This window comes from Streptomyces fodineus (genome assembly GCF_001735805.1).
In the GTDB taxonomy this organism is placed as follows: Bacteria; Actinomycetota; Actinomycetes; order Streptomycetales; family Streptomycetaceae; genus Streptomyces; species Streptomyces fodineus.
Genome location: NZ_CP017248.1, coordinates 7,950,627 through 7,971,665 on the forward strand (window position 1 = coordinate 7,950,627; position 21,039 = coordinate 7,971,665).

A 21,039-nucleotide genomic window follows, 5' to 3' on the forward strand; every position below is an offset into this window, starting at 1 on the left:
TGGTGGCAGCGTGACCATCTCCCTGCTGCTCCTGGGAGCGGCTTTCCTGCTGATCCTCGCCAACGGCTTCTTCGTGGCCGCCGAGTTCGGTCTGGTGACCGTCGAGGCGACGGAGGCCGAGAAGGCCGCCGCCGAGGGCGACCGACGGGCCCTCAGGGTCGCGGAGTCGCTCAAGGAGCTGTCCTTCCAGCTCTCCGGCACCCAGCTCGGCATCACCATCACCTCCCTCGTCGTCGGCATGCTCGCCGAACCGGCCCTGGCCGGTCTGCTGCGCGGCCCGTTCGCCGCGACCGGCATACCGGACGGCGCCGTCTCCGGTGTCGCCGTGGTCGTCGGCATGCTGCTGGCCTCCGCGGTCCAGATGGTGATCGGCGAGCTCGTGCCCAAGAACTGGGCGGTGTCCAAGCCGCTGCCGGTCGCCCGGTTCGTGGCCGGCCCGCAGCACCACTTCTCCCGCCTGTTCCGCCCGGTGATCGCCGCGCTCAACACGGTCGCCAACCGCCTCGTGCGGGCCCTCGGCGTGGAACCCGCCGAGGAACTGGCCTCCGCCCGCACCCCCGGCGAACTCGTCTCCCTGGCCCGGCACTCCGCCCAGGCCGGCGCCCTGGAACAGGACACGGCCGACCTGTTCGTGCGCACCCTGTCCCTGGGCGAGCTGACCGCGCAGCACGTCATGACCCCGCGCGTGAAGGTCAGTGCCCTCCAGGACTCGGCCAGCGCCGAGGACGTCGTCAACCTCACCCGGGCCACCGGCCTGTCCCGCTTCCCCGTCTACCGGGAGAAGATCGACGAGATCGTCGGCATGGCCCACCTCAAGGACGCGCTCGCCGTTTCGGTGCACGACCGGCTGCGCACCCCGGTCGGCCGTATCGCCCGCCCGGCCCTGCTGGTCCCCGAGACCCTGCCGGTCAAGCCGCTGCTCGCCCGGCTGCGCAGCGAGCAGCCCATCGCCGTCGTCGTCGACGAGTACGGCGGTACGGCGGGCGTGGTCACCCTGGAGGACATCGTCGAAGAACTCGTCGGCGAGGTACGCGACGAGCACGACGCCAAGGACGCCCCCGAGCTCGCCCCCGCCCCGCCGGAGGACGGCCGGCCCGCCTGGGACGCCGACGGCAGCTGCCGCGTCGACATCCTCCAGCGCATAGGCCTGGATGTGCCCGAGGGGCCGTACGAGACGGTCGCCGGGCTGGTCGCCGACCTGCTCGGCCGCATCCCGGCCCCCGGCGACCGGGCCGAACTGCCCGGCTGGCGGCTCTCGGTCCGCCAGGTCGGCCACTACCGCGCCGAACGGGTCCGCCTGGTCAGGACGGCCCCGGTGACGAACGTCATGGAGGCCGCCCGATGAGCGTCCTCCAACTGGTCTTCGCCGCGCTGCTCGTGCTCGCCAACGGCTTCTTCGTCGGCGCCGAGTTCGCGCTCGTCTCCGTCCGCCGCAGCCAGATCGAGCCACTGGGCACGGCCCGGGCCCGCCAGGTGCTGTACGGCCTGGAACGCCTGCCGCAGATGATGGCCGCCGCCCAGTTCGGCATCACGGTCTGCTCGCTGACGCTGGGCGCGGTGGCCGAGCCGACGGTGGCGCATCTGCTGGAGCCGCTGTTCGCGGCCGTCCACCTCCCGGACGGCATGGTCCACCCGCTCGGCTACGTCATCGCGCTGGCCGCCGTGGTCTTCTTCCACCTGGTCATCGGCGAGATGGTCCCGAAGAACCTGGCGATGGCGGCCCCCGAGAAGGCGGCGCTCTGGCTGAGCCCCGGCCTGGTCTACTTCGCCCGCCTGTGCAGGCCGATCACCGTGACCCTCGGGGCTTGCGCCCAGGCCATCCTGCGCCTGTTCCGCGTGGAGCCGAAGGACGAGGTGGAGGCGGTGGTCACGAGCGAACAGCTCAACCGCCTGCTGGAGGACTCCGGCCAGGCGGGCCTGCTCGACCCCGAGGAGCGGGAACGCCTGGAGGATGCCCTGGAACTGGGCTCCCGCCCGGTCACGGACGTCCTGCTGCGCCGGGAGTCCCTGGTCACGGTGGCCCCGTCGGTCACCCCGGGCGAGATCGTCGAGCTGACGGCCCGCACGGGCTACTCCCGTTTCCCGGTCTCGGCGACGGACAAGGGCCCCTTCATGGGCTATGTCCACGTCAAGGACGTCCTGGACCTGGAGCACTCCGACCGCGCCGTCCCGCAGCACGTCTGGCGTCCCATGACCACCCTGCGGGCCGAGCTGCCGCTCGACGACGCCCTGACGGTCATGCGCCGAGCGGCCACGCATCTGGCCCAGGTCGCGGATGCCTCCGGCAAGGTGCTGGGTCTGGTGGCCCTGGAGGACGTCCTGGAGACGCTGGTGGGCGAGGTACGGGATCCGGCACACCGGGAGATGCCGGAGCCGCGGGTGAGCGGGGAGCCGGAGCAGGTGCTCGCCTCCTAGCTCGGGCGGTCGCGGGAACTTCGTGGCTGCGGCCCGCCGGCGGGTTGCCCGGTCCCGCGCGGCGGAGCCGCAGATCAAACACGGCCCCGCGCCCGTTCGGGGCGCTCTCACATACCCGGCGGATCCTGCGGCCCCCGCCCCGACAGCACCTCCCCGTACGCCTGCATGAGATCGGGCAGCCGAAGCGTGGCCAAGTCCTCCCGGGACAGGGACCCCGCATACGTCGACAGCCGAAGATCCCGATACGCGCAGCTCTTCTCGTACAGCGTCCGCAGGAACCGCCCGTTGCCCAGCTCGTCGATCCACCCCTGCTCGACCACATGACCGGCGATGGAGCGCAGTTCCTCCAGCGCCTCCTCGTCCCACAGATCCCCGTTCTCCGCGGCCAGCACCTTCCCGATCTCGGTGAGTTCCTGCGGCCGGTAGGAGGGGAAGTCGACACGGGTGGTGAAGCGGGAGGACAGCCCGGGGTTCGCGGCCAGCAGCCGGTCCATGCCCTCCGGGTAGCCGGCGAGGATCACCACCAGGTGGTCCCGGTTGTCCTCGGCCCGCTTCAGCAGCACCTGCAAGGCCTCGTCGCCGTACGCGTCGCCCTTGCCGTACCCGGAGTTGGACAGCGAGTACGCCTCGTCCACGAACAGCACCCCGCCGATCGCGGAGTCGATCAGCTCGTTGGCCTTCACGGCCGTCTGCCCGAGGTACTCGCCGACCAGGTCCGCCCGCTGGGCCTCGACCAGGTGATCACCGCCGAGCAACCCGAGCGCGTAGAACACCCGCCCCAGAATCCGCGCCACCGTGGTCTTCCCGGTGCCCGACGGCCCGGAAAAGACGAAGTGCCGTTTCGGCGGCTGCACCGGCAGCCCCTGCCCGGCTCGCAGCCGGGCCATGTTCAACTGCGCGGACAACGCCTTGACCTGGCGTTTCACCGGTTCCAGCCCCACCATGCGCTCCAGTTCGGCGAGCGCCTCCTCAAGCAGTGCGGGGTCGGTCGGCCCGGCCGGGATCGGCGAGGAGGAGACCCCAGTCTTCGCCCGCACCAGCGGATCGCTCACCGACGGCAGGGGCCCCGTCGGCAGATCCGGCTCCGGCAGCCGCAGATCACGGCCCTCGGTGCCGAAGAGCGGATCGAAACCGTCGGGTCCGTCCACGCTGTCCTGTCCGGCCCCGGTCAGGCTGATCGCGGCGAGGCCGGCGGTGTCGTCGTACCCGTCGCCCTCGGCGATCGCCGCCAGCCGTGCCGAGGTGTCCATGAAGGCGGGGTCGACCCGGTGCACGGCCCGGTACAGGGGGAGTGCGGCGGCGGAGCGTCCCGTTCCCTCGTGCGCCCGGGCCAGCCAGTAGCGCAGCTCCTTGCGCTGGGGCTGCTCACTGCGGCAGCGCATCAGCGCCGCCGACAGCAGCGGTTCGGCCTGGCCGTACATCTCCAGCCGGACTCTGGCCATGCCGCCGAACAGGCCCGCCTCGATGCCGAGCATGGGATCGTCCAGCAGCGGGTCGGTGTGCCGTACCAGCTGCTCCCAGTCCTTGACCAGATAGGAGCGGCAGGCGTGCAGGAAGCGGACCTGCGGGTCGGTGTCGACCGGGGGGAGTCCGGCGAGGGCCCGGTCCAGCTCGGGCACGTGCCGGCCGTCCAGCCAGTGCGAGGCGTGCGCGAGCAGCAGATCGCGTGGGCTCTCCAGCACCGGCTGGACCCACCAGCCCAGCCAGTACCAGGAGTTGAGCGTCCTGCGGTGCCGGGCGCGCTGTTCGCCGAAGCGGTCGCGGTGCCGGAACATCCTGAGCAGCGAGGTCGTCGTGTCGATCCGGAGCGCGTGCAGCCCGAGCCAGCCGTCGGCCATCCCGGAGTCCATCCGCACCGCGGCGCGGAACTCCTCCTCCGCCTGCGGATAGGCGCCCATCGTGTAGGCGTCCACACCCCGCAGCCAGGCCAGGTCGGCCGGGGCCTCGGGGCCCTGCGTGCCGAAGTCCATCCCGTCCCCCCACAGACCGTGCCCCGTGGTTCACCACCGGGCAGTCGCCCGACGGCCGCCGCGGTCGAACCGCCGTTCCGCGGACCGGAGTTACAGGTGCGCCAGGCAGCCTCGAAGGTCGCACCGAGGGCATCGTACCCGCGCGACGACCGCCTGCCGAAGGGTGCCGCACGGGCCGTTTGACGAGGTGGGAGCAGACGGGGCGCACGGCATTCGGTGACCCAGGGTGAGCGGAACGGCGCGCGCGGCGCCCCGAAAACATGACGCGGGCAGAACGAAGCCCCCGGTCACGGGGGAACAACCGGGGGCTTCGCGTCGGTGGGCGGTACCGAATGACCGCACATTGAGAACGTAAGACCTGTACGGCCCCCAGGTCAAGCGGAGTTGAGGCACTCGGAGAAGTTCCCCCGCAAGGGGTCTTCACAGGTTCACCACAACGAGGACGGTTCGTTACTCTGGGTTACGCTTTGGTCCGGTCCACGAGTTGACGCAGGTCCCGGCAGTACCTCGTACCCCTTGGGCGTCTGCAGTACCAGGAGATCGGCATGGGGGCGCGAGGGATCCTCGGCGAAATGCGCGCGCTCCGCCGCGACCCATCCCTCCCAGAACTCGCGCTGCTCCGCCCCGTCCCGCAGCCGGCCCCGCGTCCAGGACTCGCCGCGGGGTGTCTCCATCCACAGCAGTACCGTCAGATGCGGCCGCAGTGCCCGGCGGCCGGCGCCGACCCCCTCGACGAGGACCACGGGCGCGGCCGGCAGCGGGCGCGGCGCGCCGAACGCGCGGGCGCGCCAGTCGTAGGGGGTGTAGTGCGCGCGCTCGCCGCGGGCGAGCGGGTGGATCACCTGGGTCATCAGCCGGTCGGTCCACGCGAAGAGCTGCTCATGGCTGGCGATGTCGTCGAGGTGCAGGACCGGGGCCCCGCCGAGAGCTGCGGCCAAGTGCCCGGCGAAGGTGGACTTTCCCGCGCCGGCGTGTCCGTCGACGCCGATCAGCCGGACCGGCCCGAGGGAGGGGGGAAGCCCGCGCAGCCGGGCGGCGAGGTCGCGCATGGTGGTTCCCGAGGTGTGGGTCGGTGTGGGTGGTTTTCCGGAAACAGTGTAGTAGTGGCCCATAGGGGCGGACCGTCGAAGTTGCCCGGCGAGAAAGTCGCGTTTTGAATCATCGGCCGGCGGCCAGTCAAGGGCATGGATAAACATTCGCGAATCGCCTGACCGATATGTCGAATTCGGCGTTCCGGGTGTGCCCGCCGCTGAGTAGGGTGCCTTCAGCGCAACCACTGTGCGTCGCACGGGGACTGGCAGGGGGACATGGCCGCGGAGTTATTCGAAGGGCACTATGTGTGGCATCCGGCGGCCGACGACCGTGTCCTGGCGAGCGTATGCGTCGATGTGCGCGCCGGACGTTATCGATACGCGTACGAAGCCCTCGCCGAGACACGTTCCGACTTCGCGCTGCGCGCCCATCGCTCGCTGGTCCTCGCCTCCGAGGCGGCCGGCACCGATCTGGTCGAGCGCTGGCTCGCCGAGGAGCCGACGCCCGAGGCGGCGCTGATGTGGGCGCGGGTGGCGGTACAGCGCGCACTGCGGGCGGCCGACGCCCTCGACGAGCGCGCCGAGGCGCTGGAGCGGATCGCCCTGACCGCCTGCGACCGGGCCGCCGTCCTGGCACCCGAGGACCCCACGCCCTGGGTCGCCAAGCTCGCCATGGCCCGGCTGCACCGGCTGCGCGAGCCGGCCCCGCAGGGCCTGCTCACCGCCCCGCCCGGTCCCTGGCGGCTGTTCGCGCACATCCTGTCGCTGGACCCCTGGCATCGCGAGGCCCACCACCGCTTCCTGTCGTGCTTCTTCACGCGGTACGGCGGCTCGGTCAACGCGGCCTGGGACGTGGCCGCCTTCCTCAGCCAGCGGGCGCCCGCCGACTCCGCCCTCCGGCTGCTGCCCCTGGTGGCCCTGGTGGAGAGCTACAACCCCACCCAGCTGCTCGCCGACCGCATCTGGGAACAGCCGCAGTGGCGGTCCACCGCGCTGTCGATCTACCACAACTGGCTGCCCGAGGCGGCCCGTTACCGTTTCACTCCGGTGCTCGACCTGGCCTACCTCGCGCACGCGCTGGTCATGGCCCAGTGCGAGTTCGAGGCCCGGGCGGTTTTCACGGCGATGGGCCCGTACGCCTCGCGCATGCCCTGGAGCGCCTTCGGCGACCCCGTCGAGCAGCTCTCCCGGGCCCGGCGCGCCTGCGGCCTGCCCGTACCGCGACCCGACTGATCTGCACATGCTCTGCCCCTTCACCGAGAGAAAGGCCGATCTGTGTCGGAACGGACATCGACGTCCCGGGCGAAGGCCCGCGCGGGCGAAGACCTGCTCGACGACGACGCGACCCTGCACGCGATGGGTTATCCGCGGAAACTCACCCGGCGCTTCCAGGCGTTCGACAATTTCGCGATCTCCTTCACCATCATCAATATCCTGTCGGGCATTTTCTCGTCCTTCGGGTTCGGTATGAACGCGGGCGGCCCCCGCATTCTGGTGTTCGGCTGGATCGGCGTCTGCGTCATGGTGCTGCTCATCGGCGCGGCCATGGCGGAAGTCGCCTCGGCCTATCCGACGAGCGGTGCCCTTTATTTCTCCGCCGGTAAACTTGCAAAGCGGCACAAGGGAGCCTGGTCCTGGTTCACGGGCTGGCTCAACTTCGTCGGCCAGATCGGCGGGACCGCCGCCACCGGCTATGCGGCCGCGACCTTCATCCAGGCCTTCATGAACCTGCAGTGGCCCTCCTACCAGCCGACCGTGCACCAGACGGTCCTGATCACGGCCCTGGTCATCGTCGTACAGGGCCTCGCCAACACCTACACCGTCCAGCTCGTCGCCGTGCTGAACCGTATTTCCGTGTGGTGGCTGCTGATCGGACTCGTCGTGATCGTCGGCGCACTCACAGTGATGCCGGATCATCATCAGCCGGCGTCGTTCGTGACGCATTTCGAGAACAACACCGGCTTCACGAACGGACTTTACGGCGGCATGCTCGGCCTGCTCGTCACGAGCTGGACGTTCACCGGGTTCGACGGCAGCTTCCACATGTCCGAGGAAACGGTCCGTGCGACGGTCAACGCGCCGAAGGGCATCACACGCGCCATCGGCTATTCGGCGATCACCGGGCTGATCCTGATGCTGGCATTGGTCTACAGCATTGGCGACTACGCCAAGGTGGCCTCTTCCGAAGCGCCGCCGGTCCAGATCCTCATCGACGGCCTCGGTCTGCGTACCGCCAAGATCATGCTCCTCATCGTCATCGGCGCGATGCTCTTCTGCGGTCTCGCCAACCTCACCAGCAACACCCGGCAGATCTTCGCCTTCTCCCGGGACGGCGCCATGCCCGGCTCCCGCTGGTGGCACTCGGTCTCGCCGCGCACCCGTACGCCCGTGAAGGCGGTGTGGCTCGCGGTGGCCTGCTCGCTGGCCCTGGTCGTGCCGGGCTGGTGGTCGCACACCGCCTTCACCGCGATCGTCAGCGTCAATGTGGTCGGCCTCTTCCTCGCCTACGCCGTGCCGATCTTCCTGCGGCTGCGGCTCGGCACCGCATTCGAGCCCGGACCCTGGCACCTGGGCCGCTGGGGCCGGCCGGTGGGGTGGCTCGCGGTGATCTGGATCGTGCTCAGCAGCGTCCTGTTCATGCTGCCGCAGGCCTCCCCGATCACCGTCGACACCTTCAACTACGCGCCCATCGCGCTCGGCGCGGTGCTGGTCGTGGCAACGGTCTGGTGGTTCGCCACGGCCCGCCGCCGCTTCCAGGGGCCGGTCAGCTACGGCCGCCCCGACGAGGTCGCGGCGATGGATCTCGTCTAGCGGGGGCCGGCTCGGACGGCTGTGCGCCGTGGCGGGCCGCGGTGGGCCGGTCGCGCAGTTCCCCGCGCCGCTTCGGCGCGCTGTCCCGCCTGTCCTCCTTCCAGTGGCCGAGACCAATATTCATGGCGCGGCATGCGCGGAAGTGCTGGCAGCGCCATGCCGCCTGCTCCATAGTTGGCGCACACACCGCACCGGATCACCGGACACCTGGGGGTAATCGCGCCCATGAGCAGAGCCCAACAGCCGTCCCGCAGAACCGTCCTGAGCGTCGCCGTCGCCGCGGCGGTGGCCGGCGGAACGGCCCCCGCCGCCGCCGTGCAGCGTCCCGCCTCCGAGGCCGACGACCCCGGCCGGACGCAGACCCGCCCGATCGACTACCACTCCTGGACCACGTACCGCGAGTGGCGCCTCGGCGCCACCCAGGGGGTGCGGGCCGTCTCCGGCGCCCGCCCCGGCGTCGTGATCGGCGCCCCCGCGGGCCGCACCGACTACACCGACCCGCACACCGGCACGACCGCCACCTGGGAGTACGCCACCTGGACCGGCCCGGTCCACCGGCTCACCACCCCCGCCACCGAGGTCGTCGCCTCCTGGAACGCGCACACCCCCGAGGGCACCTGGCTCCAGGTGGAACTGCGGGGCACCTACTCCGACGGCACCGAGACGCCCTGGTACGTGATGGGCCGCTGGGCGGCGGGCGACCAGGACATCAAGCGGACCTCGGTGGACGGCCAGACCGACGGCAGGAGCACCATCTGGACCGACACCTTCTCCATCGACGACGCGAGCACCGGTCTGCGCCTGACGTCGTACCGGCTGCGCCTCACCCTCTACCGCAAGCCCGGCACGCAGCTGACCCCGACCGTGTGGCGGCTCGGTGCCATGGGCTCCGACATCCCCGACCGTTTCACGGTCCCCGCCTCCACCCCCGGCCTCGCCCAGGAACTGGCCGTCCCGCGCTACTCGCAGGAGATCCACAAGGGCCAGTACCCGGAGTACGACAACGGCGGCGAGGCCTGGTGCAGCCCCACCTCCTCGCAGATGATCATCGAGTACTGGGGCGGCCGGCTCACCCCCGGGCAGTTGTCGTGGGTCGACCCCTCCTACGCCGACCCGCAGGTCGACAACGCCGCCCGCTTCACCTACGACTACCAGTACCAGGGCTGCGGCAACTGGCCGTTCAACGCCGCCTACGCCGCCACCTTCGAGGGCCTCCAGGGCGTGGTCACACGGCTCGCCTCGCTCACCGACCTGGAGACACTGATCGCGGCCGGCATCCCGGCCATAACGTCCCAGTCGTTCCTGAAGACCGAGCTGACCGGCGCCGGCTACGGCACCTCCGGCCATCTGATGACCGTGATCGGCTTCACCGCGGACGGCGACGTGATCGCCAATGACCCGGCCTCGCCGAGCGACGACGCCGTACGACGGGTCTATCTGCGCCGGGAGTTCGAGAACATCTGGCTGCGCACCAAGCGGTACAACGCCTCCGGCAAGGTCGTCTCCGGCAGCGGGGGAGTGTGTTACCTCTACTTCCCGGCCCGCCCGAACCCGCGCCAGCGCAAGGCGCTCGCGGCGGTGGGTGTGCGCTGACCGGGTGAGCACCACCGTGTGACCAAGCTCATCGCCGCAAACGCCGTCGCGGGTGGCAAGGTGGACAAATGGATATGACCGCGCACCCGGCCACCGCCGCCCGCGCCCGCACCGGCGGCCCGCAGGAAGACGGCCCGAAGATCTTCGAGCACGTCATGGGCTGGGTCCTCGTCGCGGTCCTCGCGATGCTCGTGACCCAGCTCGGCCTGCTCTGACGCGATCCGCTCACGTGTGCGGCATGTTCTGACATACTGCGGAGGTCCCGCCGCCGCCTGGAACAGGGTCGAAATTGAACATGCCGCAGCAGCGTGCCGCCGTCCGACCCCGGGTGCGCGGTACCGAGCGTTCGGTGGCGCGTCGCGCCGAACTCATCGCCATCGGGCGGAAGTTGTTCGCCGACACGTCCTACGACGCGCTGTCCATGGACGACATAGCCCGCCAGGCCCATGTCGCCAAGGGGCTGATCTACTACTACTTCCAGTCCAAGCGGGGCTACTACCTGGCGATCGTCCAGGACTCCGTCGCCGACCTGGTCACCTCCGCCGCGAGCGGCCTCGCGATGTCCGCCGTGGATCGCGTCCACCGCACCATCGACGGCTATCTGCGCTACGCCGAGCAGCATCAGGCCGCCTACCGCACCATCGTCAGCGGCGGCGTCGGCTTCGACGCCGAGGTGCACGCCATCCGGGACGGCGTGCGCGAGGCGATCATCGCCACCATCGCCGAAGGCGCCTACGGCCGCGGCGACATCGCCCCGCTGGCCCGGATGGGCCTGCTCTCCTGGGTGTGCAGTGTGGAGGGCGCGACCCTGGACTGGATCGACCGCCCCGAACTGTCCCGCGACACCATGCGCGCGCTGCTGGTGAAGACGCTCGGCGGAGCCCTGCGTGCCGTCGAGGAGCTGGACCCGGCCTACCCGGCGCCGCAGCCGGCTCGCCGCGGCGGATGACACACGGGGAGCGGAGGCTCGTGGTCCCCCGCTCCCGAGTGCCCCCGGCACGGGGTCAGTGGATGGCCCTGATCAGCTCACCGTTCGCGGTGTCGCCGCTCAGCTCCCAGAAGAAGGTGCCGCCGAGACCCTGCTGGTTCTTGTACGTCATCTTCGTGGCGAGGGTCGCCGGGGTGTCGTAACTCCACCAGTCGCTCCCGCACTTGGCGTAGGCCGTGCCGCCCACGGTGCCGGTGGCCGGGCACTTGGTCTTGAGCACCTTGTAGTCGTCGATGCCCTGCTCGTACGTCCCCGCCGCCGGGCCGGTCGCCGTGCCGCCGGGCGCCGCCTGGGTGACCCCGGTCCAGCCGCGGCCGTAGAAGCCGATGCCGAGCAGCAGCTTGGACGCCGGGATGCCGAGCCCCCTGAGCTTGGCGATGGTCGCCGAGGTGTTGTACCCCGCCTTCGGGATGCCGGAGTAGGAGGTGAGCGGGGAGTGCGGGGCCGTCGGGCCGGTCGCGTCCCAGGCGCCGAAGTAGTCGTAGGTCATCGGGTTGTACCAGTTCACGTACTGGGCGGCGCCCGCGTAGTCCGCCGCGTCGATCTTGCCGCCGCCGGAGGCGTCCGCGGTGATCGCCGCCGTGACCAGCGCGCTGCCGCCGAACTTCGACCGCAGCGCCGCCATGACGTTCTTGAACGCCTCCCGGCCGCTGGTGTCGCAGCTGTTGCCGCAGGCGTTCGGGTACTCCCAGTCGATGTCGATGCCGTCGAACAGCCCCGCCCACTTGGAGTTCTTCACCAGGTCGTAGCAGGACTGGGCGAAGGCGGCGGGGTTCTTCGCGGTGTCACCGAAGCCGCCGGACCAGGTCCAGCCGCCGAAGGACCACAGGATCTTCAGGCCGGGGTGCTTCTTCTTCAGTTTCAGCAACTGGTTGAAGTTGCCGCGCAGCGGCTGGTCCCAGGTGTCGGCGACGCCGTCCACCGATTCGGCGGCGGTGTAGGCGCGGTCGGTGGCCGCGTAGGAGTCGCCCATGGCGCACTTGCCGCCGGTGACGTTGCCGAAGGCGTAGTTGATGTGGGTCAGTCTGGCCGCGGAGCCCGAGGTCTCGATGTTCCTGACGTAGTACTTGCGGTCGTAGGTGCCCCACTCCGTGAAGTAGCCGACGATCTTCGAGCCGGCCTTGGCCTGCGGTGCGGCCGGGGCGGCGGCGGTGGCGGTGCCCGCGCCGGCGAGCAGTGAGGCGCCGAGGGCGGCGGTACACGCCGCCGAGACCAGCGCCCGCAGCCGGGAGCGGTGGGGGATGTGCATCGGTGTCTCCTCCTGGGGGAGAGGGGAAGGCGCGCCGGTTGGCATGAACGCGGTAAAGCGTTGGTCATGCACGGTAGGAGGACTAGACCACTGCGTCAATGGTTCGGACCAATTTCGAGGTCGTGGGCCGGGTCCGACTGGATTCTTGAAGTAAGCGGTCGTTAACTGGTGACGGGAGGTCGCTGATCGGGCATACTCACAGCGCACAGCCGCTGGTCAGCCGCTTCCGAGACCCGGGAGAGGGCGCCTTCGGCCATCCGGAAAGACCAGGCGGAGCCGCCCCCACCCCCAGGGCCAGACCGCCGGTGCCCGACCAGGGAGGAGACCGACGCCATGTCCGACCGCGACCCGCAGCCGGTGGAGCGTCAGCTGCCGACGGAGGAGGCGCGGGATCTGCTCGCGCTCGTCCGGGACATCGCCCAGCGCGAGATAGCGCCGAAGGCCGCCGAGGAGGAGGACGCGGGACGCTTCCCGCGCGAGGTCTTCACCCTGTTGTCGGAATCGGGCCTGCTGGGCCTTCCGTACGACTCCGAGTACGGCGGCGGTGACCAGCCCTACGAGGTCTACCTCCAGGTCCTGGAGGAGCTGGCCGCGGCCCGGCTCACCGTGGGCCTCGGCGTCAGCGTGCACACCCTCGCCGCCTACGGCCTCGCCGCCTACGGGACCAAGCAGCAGCAGGTCGAGCATCTGCCCGCCATGCTCGGCGGCGGCCTGCTCGGCGCCTACTGCCTCTCCGAGCCGTCCTCGGGCTCCGACGCGGCCTCACTGCGCACCAAGGCCGTCCGGGACGGCGACGCGTGGGTGATCGACGGCACCAAGGCCTGGATCACGCACGGTGGCATCGCCGACTTCTACACCGTGATGGCCCGCACCGGTGAGGAGGGCCCGCGCGGGATCACCGCCTTCCTCGTCCCCGGGGACACCCCGGGTCTGAGCGCGGCGTCGCCCGAGAAGAAGATGGGCATGAAGGGATCGCCCACCGCCCAGGTCCACTTCGACGGCGTCCGGGTCGGCGACGACCGGCGGATCGGCGAGGAGGGCCAGGGCTTCTTCATCGCCCTGTCCGCCCTGGACGCCGGGCGGCTCGGTATCGCCGCCTGCGCCATCGGCCTCGCCCAGGCCGCACTGGACGAGGCGGTCGGCTATGCCACCCAGCGCCGGCAGTTCGGCCGTCCCATCGCAGACTTCCAGGGCCTGCGCTTCATGATCGCCGACATGGCCACCCAGATCGAGGCCGGCCGCGCGCTCTACCTCGCGGCGGCCCGGCTGCGCGACGCCGGCAAGCCGTTCGCCAAGCAGGCCGCCATGGCGAAGCTGCACTGCACCGACACGGCCATGAAGGTCACCACGGACGCCGTGCAGATACTCGGCGGCTACGGCTACACCGCCGACTTCCCGGCCGAGCGCTATATGCGCGAGGCCAAGGTCCTGCAGATCGTCGAGGGTACCAACCAGATCCAGCGGATGGTCATCGCCCGTCACGTGGCGGGACCCGAAGCTCGCTGAACTGCCCCGTGAGGACCGTCGGGGCCGCCAGCCTGATCCACTCCGGGTCGTGGCGGCCCGGCAGGGTCCGTCCCCGGTCGGCCCAGGTCCGCATGAGGTCGCGGTAGATCGGCGGGTCCTGCGGCACCGGCGGCGGAACCGATTCTGCGGGGCGCGGGACGAAGATGCGGCGCTGACGCCCGGTGACCGAGTACGTGGGGGTCATGCCTGGGCAACGCGGCAGTGCCCGGTCAGGTCACCGCCCGGCGGAATCGAGCGTCAGTTCAGGCGTGTCCGGTTCCCGCTCTGGCCTCCTCAGGTCATCTGACGTACCGTCAGCCGACCATCGTTCAGGGGGTGTCCGTGGCCGACGACCGTCCCGTACCGCTCGACGAGTACCCCGTGCACCAGGTGCCGCTGTCCATGAAGCACGTGGCGACCGGCGACCGGAACGCCTACGACCGCTGCATCTTCCATGTCTTCGACCACGCCGAACGCGCCCTGCTCATCCTCGGCCTCGGCGTCTACCCCAACCTGGGCGTGACCGACGCCTACGCCACCCTGCGCACCGGGGACACCCTGCACGCCGTCCGTGCCTCGGACGCCCTGAGGGAGGACCGGATGCGGCTCGCCGTCGGGCCGCTGCGCATCGAGGTCTCGCGCCCGCTGCGGGAACTGCGCCTGATCTGCGAGGACGAGCAGCTGTCGTACGACCTCACCTGGACGGCCGCCTTCCCCGCCCTCTGGGAGCCGCACCACCTGCAGCGCCGGGGCGACCGGCTCACCCTGGAGGGCCGCCGCTTCGTCCAGGCGGGCACCGCTCAGGGCGTCATCCGGGCCGGGGGCGAGGAGTTCCGGGTCACCGCGGACGACTGGACCGGTACCCGGGACCGCAGCTGGGGCGTGCGGCCGGTGCCGGGCGAGGACGGCGGGCGGCTCGCCGCGGACCACCCCACCGAGGGCTTCCACTGGATCTGGTGCCCGGTCCGCTTCGAGGACCGCTTCCTGATGGTCGTCACCCAGGAGGACGCCGACGGCTACCGCTCCCTGAACGACGCCACCCTGGCCCGCCCCGGCCACCGCGACCGCCAACTGGGCTGGCCGCAGGTCGAGATCGGCTACCGCTCCGGCACCCGCCACCCGGAACGCGCGGTCATCCATCTGGGGGACGCCCGGGAGCCGCGGAAGCTCGACGTCGAGATCCTCGCCTCCTCACCGCTCGCGCTCGGCGCGGGCTATCCGCCGGCGGACGACTGGCAGCACGGGACCTGGCGGGGCCCCGGCTGGACCGACCGGCGCACCTACGACATGACCCTGCCGCACCCCCTGGCCGGTTACGGCGTCACCGACCACTCCGCCCGCTTCCGGTTCGACGGGCGGACCGGGCACGGCATCTTCGAGCACGGCTCGTTCGGCCGGCACGACCCGAGCGGCTTCACCGGCTTCGACTCGGTCGCGCCCTGAGACATCGGTCGCGCCCTGCGGCATCGGTCCCACCGTGCGGCATCGGTTCCGCCCGGAGACGTCGGCCGCCCCCTGAGACATCGGTCGTACCCCCGAGGGAGGAGCCCGCATGGCCACGGCACCGCGCCCCCGCACCACCACCCGCGACCCGGAAGACCTGACCCGCCGCCTCACCGTCTGGCTCGGCACCAGGCTCCCCGGAGCCAAGGCGACCGGCGTCACCGTCCCGGCCCCCAACGGCATGTCCAGCGAGACCCTGCTGTTCGACATCGAGCACCCCGAAACACCTTGCAGCGCCTGTGCGTTGCGGCTGGCGGCGGACCCGGCGGCGTACACCGTCTTCCCCGAGTACGACATGGCCCGCCAGTACCGCACCCTGTGCCTGGTGGCCGAGCGCACGGACGTGCCCGTACCCCGCGTGCTGTGGCTGGAGGAGGACCCGGGCCCGCTCGGGGCGCCGTTCTTCGTCATGGAGCGGGTCGCCGGACGTGTGCCGCCGGATGTCATGCCGTACACCTACGAGGGCAGCTGGCTGCACGGCGCGAGTGACGCCGAGCGCGAGCACCTGGAGGCCGCGACCGTCGGACTGCTGGCGCGCCTGCACGACCAAGTGCCGCTTGCCGAAGCCCGGTTTCTCGCCTCGCCCGGCCCGGGAGACCCACTGCGCCGGCATGTGACGGCCCAACGCGCCTACTACGCCTGGGTGATCGACGGCCGGCCCCGCTCACCCCTCATCGAGGCCGCCTTCGACCGCCTGGAGCAGCTGTGGCCGCGCGAGGCGGGCGAACCCGTCCTCAGCTGGGGCGACGCGCGCATCGGGAACGTCGTCTACGACGGTTTCGACCCCGTCGCCGTCCTGGACTGGGAGATGGCGGCGCTCGCCCCGCGCGAGGTCGACCTCGGCTGGACCGTCTATCTGCACCGCTTCTTCCACGACCTCGCGGTCGCCTCCGGACAGGCCGGACTGCCGGACTTCCTGCGCCGCGACCGCGTCGAGGCCCGCTACGCGCTCCTGACCGGACACACCCCGCGCGACATGGACTTCCACACCCTCTACGCCGCCCTGCGGCACGCGATCGTCATGCTGCGCATCGCCTACCGCCAGGCGCACTTCGGCGAGGTCGCCGTACCGGCGGACCCGGACACGCTGATCCTGCACCACGACAGCCTGCGCGCCATGGTGCAGGGCACCTACTGGATGCGGTGAGCCGGCTCAGGCGGCCTGGCGGCGCATCGCCGGCACGCGCATCGGGCGCGAACCCGGGCCGCCGACGTGCGAGAAGGGCTGCGTCCGCCAGTCAAGGCCCTGGGGGAGCGTCAGCAGCAGGGCGGTGTCCTGCTCCTGCGGCTCGACGGTCTCGTCCGCGGGGCGGGCGTCGGCCGCCGCACGGCCCGTACCCGCACAGACCGTGAGCCCGAACGGATTCCACGGCGAGGCGCACAGCGCGTGCTCGGGCAGGACCACCTCGTCCGCCAGCAGGGCGATCGGCTGGGCGCAGTCCGGGCAGACCACCCGGTACATCTCGAAGGTGTCGTAGGCGTCCGGTTCCTCGTCGAGGGCGTCGGGTTCGACGCCCTCCGGCTCGGGCTCGGCGACCTGCTGCTGCCGCTTGGACGCGGATCGACCAGGGCGATGGACACTCTGCATGGGACTCTCCCCCTAAGGCTGGGCCGTGAAGGCGCTGCGGCCTCGACCACAGCAAGCACTTCCCGTCCGCTCTCGGCGGTAATCACGAGAACATCACGGAGCCGGTTCCAGCTGTGTGGCGTTCGTCACATGCCATGTGCAGGTGCGAACTGCGGGCCTTATGCGCCGCTTTTTGTATCGAACCGGCGATGACCTGCGCTCTCGGCTATCCCAGGAGATCAAGCGCACTGTAGGTTTTGGCGCCATGGAGGAGCTGGACCGACAGATCGTGCAGCTGCTCGTCAAGGACGGGCGGATGAGCTACACAGACCTGGGCAAGGCCACGGGCCTGTCCACGTCGGCCGTGCACCAGCGGGTGCGCAGGCTGGAACAGCGTGGCGTCATCCGCGGCTACGCCGCGGTGGTCGACCCCGAGGCCGTCGGGCTGCCGCTCACCGCGTTCATCTCGGTGAAACCGTTCGACCCCAGCGCCCCCGACGACATCTCCGACCGCCTCGCCGGAGTCCCCGAGATCGAGGCCTGCCACAGCGTCGCGGGCGACGAGAACTACATCCTCAAGGTCCGGGTGGCGACCCCGCACGAACTGGAGGAACTGCTGGCGAGGCTGCGGAGCCTGGCCGGTGTGTCGACGCGTACGACGGTGGTTCTGTCGACGCCGTACGAGGCACGGCCACCCCGGATCTGACGACCGCGCGGGGTGCGCTGCGGGCGCCCCGAGTACAGCCGGCGCCGGCCGGGGCGGGAAACTGTCCGCTATGAGCGACCGCACCGCCGACCCCGAGCCCCCCAAGACCGTCCTCCTGCGCCGAGGCGAGGTCCACAGCCCCGCCGACCCCTTCGCCACGGCGATGGTCGTGGAGGCCGGCCACGTCGCCTGGGTCGGCTCCGAGGGCGCCGCCGACGCCTTCGCCGACGGCGTGGACGAGGTGATCGACCTCGACGGCGCCCTGGTCACCCCGGCCTTCACCGACGCCCATGTGCACACCACCGCCACCGGCCTCGCCCTGACCGGCCTCGACCTGTGCGACGCGCCCTCCCTGGACGCCGCCCTCGCCCTGGTCCGCGACTTCGCCGCCGCCCGCCCACACGACCGCGTCCTGCTGGGCCACGGCTGGGACGCCGCCCGCTGGCCCGGCGGGCGTCCGCCGACGCGCGCCGAACTCGACGAGGCCACCGGCGGCCGCCCGCTGTACCTCTCCCGCATCGACGTGCACTCGGCGGTCGTCACCACGGCCCTGCTGGACCTGGTCCCCGGCGACGTTTCCCGCGAGGACGCCCCGCTGACCCGCGAGGCCCATCACGTCGTTCGCGAGACCGCGTTGGCCGCCGTCACCCCCGCCCAGCGCGCCGAGGCCCAGCGCACCGCCCTCGCGCACGCGGCCTCCCTCGGCATCGGCTCGGTGCACGAGTGCGGAGGGCCGCAGATCTCCTCCGAGGACGACTTCACCGGCCTGCTGCGGCTCGCCGCCGAGGTGCCCGGCCCGCGTGTCGTCGGCTACTGGGCCGAACAGGACGTCGACCGGGCCCGGGAACTGGGCGCCGTCGGTGCCGCGGGCGACCTCTTCGCCGACGGCGCGCTCGGCTCGCACACCGCCTGCCTGCACCAGCCGTACGCCGACGCCGGCCACGCCGGCGCCGCCTACCTGGACGCCGAGGCCGTCGCGGCCCATGTGGTCGCCTGCACCGAGGCGGGCCTGCAGGCGGGCTTCCACGCCATCGGGGACGCCGCCCTGAGCGCCGTCGTGGAGGGCGTACGCGCCGCCGCGGAGAAGCTCGGCCTGGCCCGGATCCGCGCCGCCCGCCATCGCGTCGAGCACGCCGAGATGCTCACCCCCGAGACCGTCGCCGCCTTCGCCGAGCTGGGCCTGATCGCCTCCGTGCAGCCCGCCTTCGACGCACTGTGGGGCGGCGCGGAGGGCATGTACGCCCGGCGACTGGGCGTCGAACGCGCCCGCACCCTCAACCCCTTCGCGGCCCTGCTGCGCGCCGGTGTGCCGCTCGCCTTCGGCTCCGACAGCCCGGTCACCCCGCTCGACCCGTGGGGCACGGTCCGCGCCGCCGCCTTCCACCACACGCCCGAGCACCGGGTCTCCGTCCGCGCCGCGTTCACCGCGCACACGCGCGGCGGCTGGCGGGCCGTGGGCCGGGACGACGCGGGCGTCCTGGTGCCGGGCGCGCCCGCCGACTACGCGGTCTGGCGCACCGACGAGCTGGTCGTACAGGCCCCCGACGACCGGGTGGCCCGCTGGTCGACCGACCCGCGCTCCGGGACGCCCGGCCTGCCCGACCTCACCCCGGGCCACGACCTGCCGGTCTGCCTGCGCACCGTGGTGGGCGGACGGACGGTGTTCGTACGGCCGGGCGAGTGATCTACGGGCGGGGCGCCGCTGTGATCGGTCGCCGCCGCTCCGCCGCCCGACCTGCGCATCCTCAGTGGCAACCGGGTCGTCCAGGCCGTCTTCGCAGGTCAGAGGGCTGTTGACAGTCGACGGCCGAGGGCCGGTAGGTTCGTCCGAGTCCACCACCGGACGCCCGAGCGGGGAGCGTTCACGCAACTCGGCGCGGCGCCGCTGGGTCAGGGACGGTGTGTCGCACCGGAGCACCGTCGCTGGGAGCCAGGCTCAGCGCCCGCGCCGCCGAGGGAACGTTCCGGCCGGTCGGCAAGGTGTGACCCGGGTGGGGCCCGTGCGCTCAGTAGACAACGGCTCTCGGTCGATCCGCAGCCAGCGGGTCCCAGGTCGGCCCGAAGGGCGCCGGGCCCCCATCCGCCGCGGTGAGCGGGTGCCGAAAGAGGTGTTCTTACCCCACTCTTGTGGAATCGACACCCCCATGCGAACGCCCCGTGCCGTCTTCCCGCGCGGTGACCACTATGGTGGACCCCTGCGTACGACCAGAAGGGGCAGCAGTGAACGACGGCGACGGGACCCTCGCGGCCAAGGCCCAGGGGAGGCAGTTCGGTCCGCTCGGCACGGCCTTGGTGATCATCCCGACCTACAACGAGGCGGAGAACATCAAGACCATCGTCGGCCGGGTACGCAAGGCCGTCCCCGAGGCGCACGTGCTGATCGCGGACGACAACAGTCCCGACGGCACCGGCAAGCTCGCCGACGAGCTCGCCGCCGAGGACGAGAACGTCCAGGTCATGCACCGCAAGGGCAAGGAAGGCCTCGGCGCCGCCTACCTCGCCGGCTTCCGCTGGGGCCTGGAGCGCGGCTACGGCGTGCTGATCGAGATGGACGCCGACGGCTCCCACCAGCCCGAGGAACTGCCCCGGCTGCTCACCGCCCTGAAGGGCGCCGACCTGGTGCTCGGCTCCCGGTGGGTGCCCGGCGGACGCGTGGTCAACTGGCCCAAGTCCCGCGAGTTCATCTCCCGTGGCGGCAGCCTCTACTCCCGGCTCGCCCTCTCCCTGCCGCTGCGCGACATCACGGGCGGCTACCGCGCGTTCCGCCGCGAGACGCTGGAGGGCCTGGGCCTGGACGAGGTCGCCTCGCAGGGCTACTGCTTCCAGGTCGACCTGGCCCGCCGCGCGGTCAAGGCCGACTACCACGTGGTCGAGGTCCCGATCACCTTCGTCGAGCGTGAACTCGGCGACTCCAAGATGAGCAAGAACATCCTGGTCGAGGCGCTGTGGCGGGTCACCGCCTGGGGCGCGGCGGACCGGGTCGCCAAGCTCACCGGCAAGAAGAAGCGGACCTCGTAGTCTCCCGTCGGCTCCGGTCGATCAGCCCCTTATCCCGTGCTGAGCCGCCGCCAGGCACACTGGGGGCATGACGACTGGCGCTCCGACCTCTCCGTACAGCACCCGGCCCCGGCGCTCCCGGCTGCGCAGGTATCTGCCGCTGGGGGTCGCCGCCTGGCTGGTGCTGGAGATCTGGCTGCTGACCCTGGTCGCGGGCGCGGCCGGCGGGTTCACGGTGTTCCTGCTGCTCGTCGCGGGCTTCGTGGCCGGTTCCGTGGTCATCAAGCGGGCGGGCCGCCGCGCCTTCCAGAGCCTGAACGAGGCACTGCAGCAGGGCGGTTCGCCGGAGCGCGGCGGTGGCAACGGCCTGATGATGCTCGGCGGCCTGCTGCTGATGATCCCCGGTCTGGTCTCCGACGTGGCCGGTCTGCTCCTGCTGCTCCCGCCGGTGCAGAAGGCCGTCAGCCGGTACACCGAGACCGCCCTGGACAAGAGGCTGCGCACAGCGGCCCCCGGCAGCCTGGGTGACGCCTTCCAGCAGGCCCGTATCCACCGCCCCGACGGCAAGGTGGTCCCGGGCGAGGTCGTCCGCGAGGACCGGCCCGAGCCGGGGGAGCCGTACCCGCCGCTGTCCCGCTGAGCACGCTTTCGGACAGACGAAAACCGCGGGCGCCGTACGTGATTCGCGTACGGCGCCCGCGGT

At 71.5% G+C, this 21,039-nt stretch carries 18 protein-coding genes; 14 read left to right on the top strand and 4 right to left on the bottom strand.

The features are described from left to right. The first annotated feature begins 10 nt into the window (after positions 1 to 10). Together BFF78_RS34430 and BFF78_RS34435 are read left to right on the top strand one after the other, a co-directional pair. Positions 11 to 1,345, top strand: coding sequence for a hemolysin family protein (locus tag BFF78_RS34430; protein ID WP_069782020.1), 1,335 nt, complete (start codon positions 11 to 13; stop codon positions 1,343 to 1,345). Further along, on the top strand, positions 1,342 to 2,415 hold the full coding sequence (locus BFF78_RS34435) for a hemolysin family protein (RefSeq protein ID WP_069782021.1): 1,074 nt from the start codon (positions 1,342 to 1,344) through the stop codon (positions 2,413 to 2,415). Before BFF78_RS34430 ends, BFF78_RS34435 begins: the two co-directional genes overlap by 4 nt. Before the next feature lie 107 nt (positions 2,416 to 2,522). Here the strand turns inward: BFF78_RS34435 and BFF78_RS34440 are convergent, their stop codons facing one another. Beyond that, on the bottom strand, positions 2,523 to 4,385 hold the full coding sequence (locus BFF78_RS34440; RefSeq protein ID WP_069782022.1) for an AAA family ATPase: 1,863 nt from the start codon (positions 4,383 to 4,385) through the stop codon (positions 2,523 to 2,525). A gap of 428 nt (positions 4,386 to 4,813) precedes the next feature. Next, positions 4,814 to 5,434, bottom strand: a complete 621-nt coding sequence (locus BFF78_RS34445) for a uridine kinase family protein (protein WP_069782023.1) — start codon at positions 5,432 to 5,434, stop codon at positions 4,814 to 4,816. Between the two features lie 258 nt (positions 5,435 to 5,692). Between BFF78_RS34445 and BFF78_RS34450 the strand changes: the two genes are divergently transcribed. The 5 genes from BFF78_RS34450 to BFF78_RS34465 all read left to right on the top strand — a co-directional run bounded on the left by BFF78_RS34450 (position 5,693) and on the right by BFF78_RS34465 (position 10,769). Beyond that, complete coding sequence (locus BFF78_RS34450; protein ID WP_193433596.1) at positions 5,693 to 6,649, top strand: hypothetical protein; 957 nt, start codon at positions 5,693 to 5,695, stop codon at positions 6,647 to 6,649. Positions 6,650 to 6,691: 42 nt separating this feature from the next. Beyond that, a complete protein-coding gene (locus BFF78_RS34455; protein ID WP_069782024.1) occupies positions 6,692 to 8,227 on the top strand; it encodes an amino acid permease in 1,536 nt (511 codons plus the stop codon). 225 nt (positions 8,228 to 8,452) lie between these two features. After that, entirely contained in the window at positions 8,453 to 9,820 is a 1,368-nt protein-coding gene (locus BFF78_RS34460) for a peptidase C39 family protein (RefSeq protein WP_069782025.1), read from the top strand. A gap of 68 nt (positions 9,821 to 9,888) precedes the next feature. Further along, on the top strand, positions 9,889 to 10,035 hold the full coding sequence (locus BFF78_RS45665) for an SCO1431 family membrane protein (RefSeq protein ID WP_107440884.1): 147 nt from the start codon (positions 9,889 to 9,891) through the stop codon (positions 10,033 to 10,035). A gap of 80 nt (positions 10,036 to 10,115) precedes the next feature. After that, positions 10,116 to 10,769: a TetR/AcrR family transcriptional regulator gene (locus tag BFF78_RS34465; RefSeq protein WP_069782026.1), complete on the top strand. Its 654-nt coding sequence runs from the start codon at positions 10,116 to 10,118 to the stop codon at positions 10,767 to 10,769. Between the two features lie 55 nt (positions 10,770 to 10,824). Here the strand turns inward: BFF78_RS34465 and BFF78_RS34470 are convergent, their stop codons facing one another. Then, positions 10,825 to 12,057: a glycoside hydrolase family 18 protein gene (locus tag BFF78_RS34470; RefSeq protein ID WP_069782027.1), complete on the bottom strand. Its 1,233-nt coding sequence runs from the start codon at positions 12,055 to 12,057 to the stop codon at positions 10,825 to 10,827. Between the two features lie 333 nt (positions 12,058 to 12,390). On the opposite strand from BFF78_RS34470, the gene BFF78_RS34475 reads away from it, so the two are divergent. From BFF78_RS34475 to BFF78_RS34485, 3 genes are all read left to right on the top strand, one after another. Continuing rightward, positions 12,391 to 13,563, top strand: coding sequence for an acyl-CoA dehydrogenase family protein (locus BFF78_RS34475; RefSeq protein ID WP_069782028.1), 1,173 nt, complete (start codon positions 12,391 to 12,393; stop codon positions 13,561 to 13,563). Between the two features lie 342 nt (positions 13,564 to 13,905). Next, positions 13,906 to 15,006, top strand: a complete 1,101-nt coding sequence (locus tag BFF78_RS34480; protein WP_069783982.1) for an Rv3169 family protein — start codon at positions 13,906 to 13,908, stop codon at positions 15,004 to 15,006. A gap of 109 nt (positions 15,007 to 15,115) precedes the next feature. Further along, positions 15,116 to 16,213, top strand: a complete 1,098-nt coding sequence (locus BFF78_RS34485) for a phosphotransferase family protein (protein WP_069782029.1) — start codon at positions 15,116 to 15,118, stop codon at positions 16,211 to 16,213. Positions 16,214 to 16,219: 6 nt separating this feature from the next. Here BFF78_RS34485 and BFF78_RS34490 read toward each other — a convergent pair whose 3' ends face one another. Then, entirely contained in the window at positions 16,220 to 16,654 is a 435-nt protein-coding gene (locus BFF78_RS34490) for a hypothetical protein (RefSeq protein WP_069782030.1), read from the bottom strand. A 244-nt stretch (positions 16,655 to 16,898) separates the two neighbouring features. Between BFF78_RS34490 and BFF78_RS34495 the strand changes: the two genes are divergently transcribed. The 4 genes from BFF78_RS34495 (at position 16,899) to fxsA (ending at position 20,976) form a co-directional block, all read left to right on the top strand. Continuing rightward, a complete protein-coding gene (locus BFF78_RS34495; protein WP_069782031.1) occupies positions 16,899 to 17,339 on the top strand; it encodes an Lrp/AsnC family transcriptional regulator in 441 nt (146 codons plus the stop codon). Between the two features lie 70 nt (positions 17,340 to 17,409). Further along, positions 17,410 to 19,023: an amidohydrolase gene (locus tag BFF78_RS34500; protein WP_069782032.1), complete on the top strand. Its 1,614-nt coding sequence runs from the start codon at positions 17,410 to 17,412 to the stop codon at positions 19,021 to 19,023. Between the two features lie 536 nt (positions 19,024 to 19,559). After that, the gene (locus BFF78_RS34505; RefSeq protein ID WP_069782033.1) at positions 19,560 to 20,357 is read left to right on the top strand and encodes a polyprenol monophosphomannose synthase; all 798 of its coding nucleotides are present in this window, start codon (positions 19,560 to 19,562) and stop codon (positions 20,355 to 20,357) included. Positions 20,358 to 20,424: 67 nt separating this feature from the next. Further along, positions 20,425 to 20,976, top strand: coding sequence for an FxsA family membrane protein (fxsA, locus tag BFF78_RS34510; RefSeq protein WP_069782034.1), 552 nt, complete (start codon positions 20,425 to 20,427; stop codon positions 20,974 to 20,976). Positions 20,977 to 21,039: the final 63 nt, after the last annotated feature.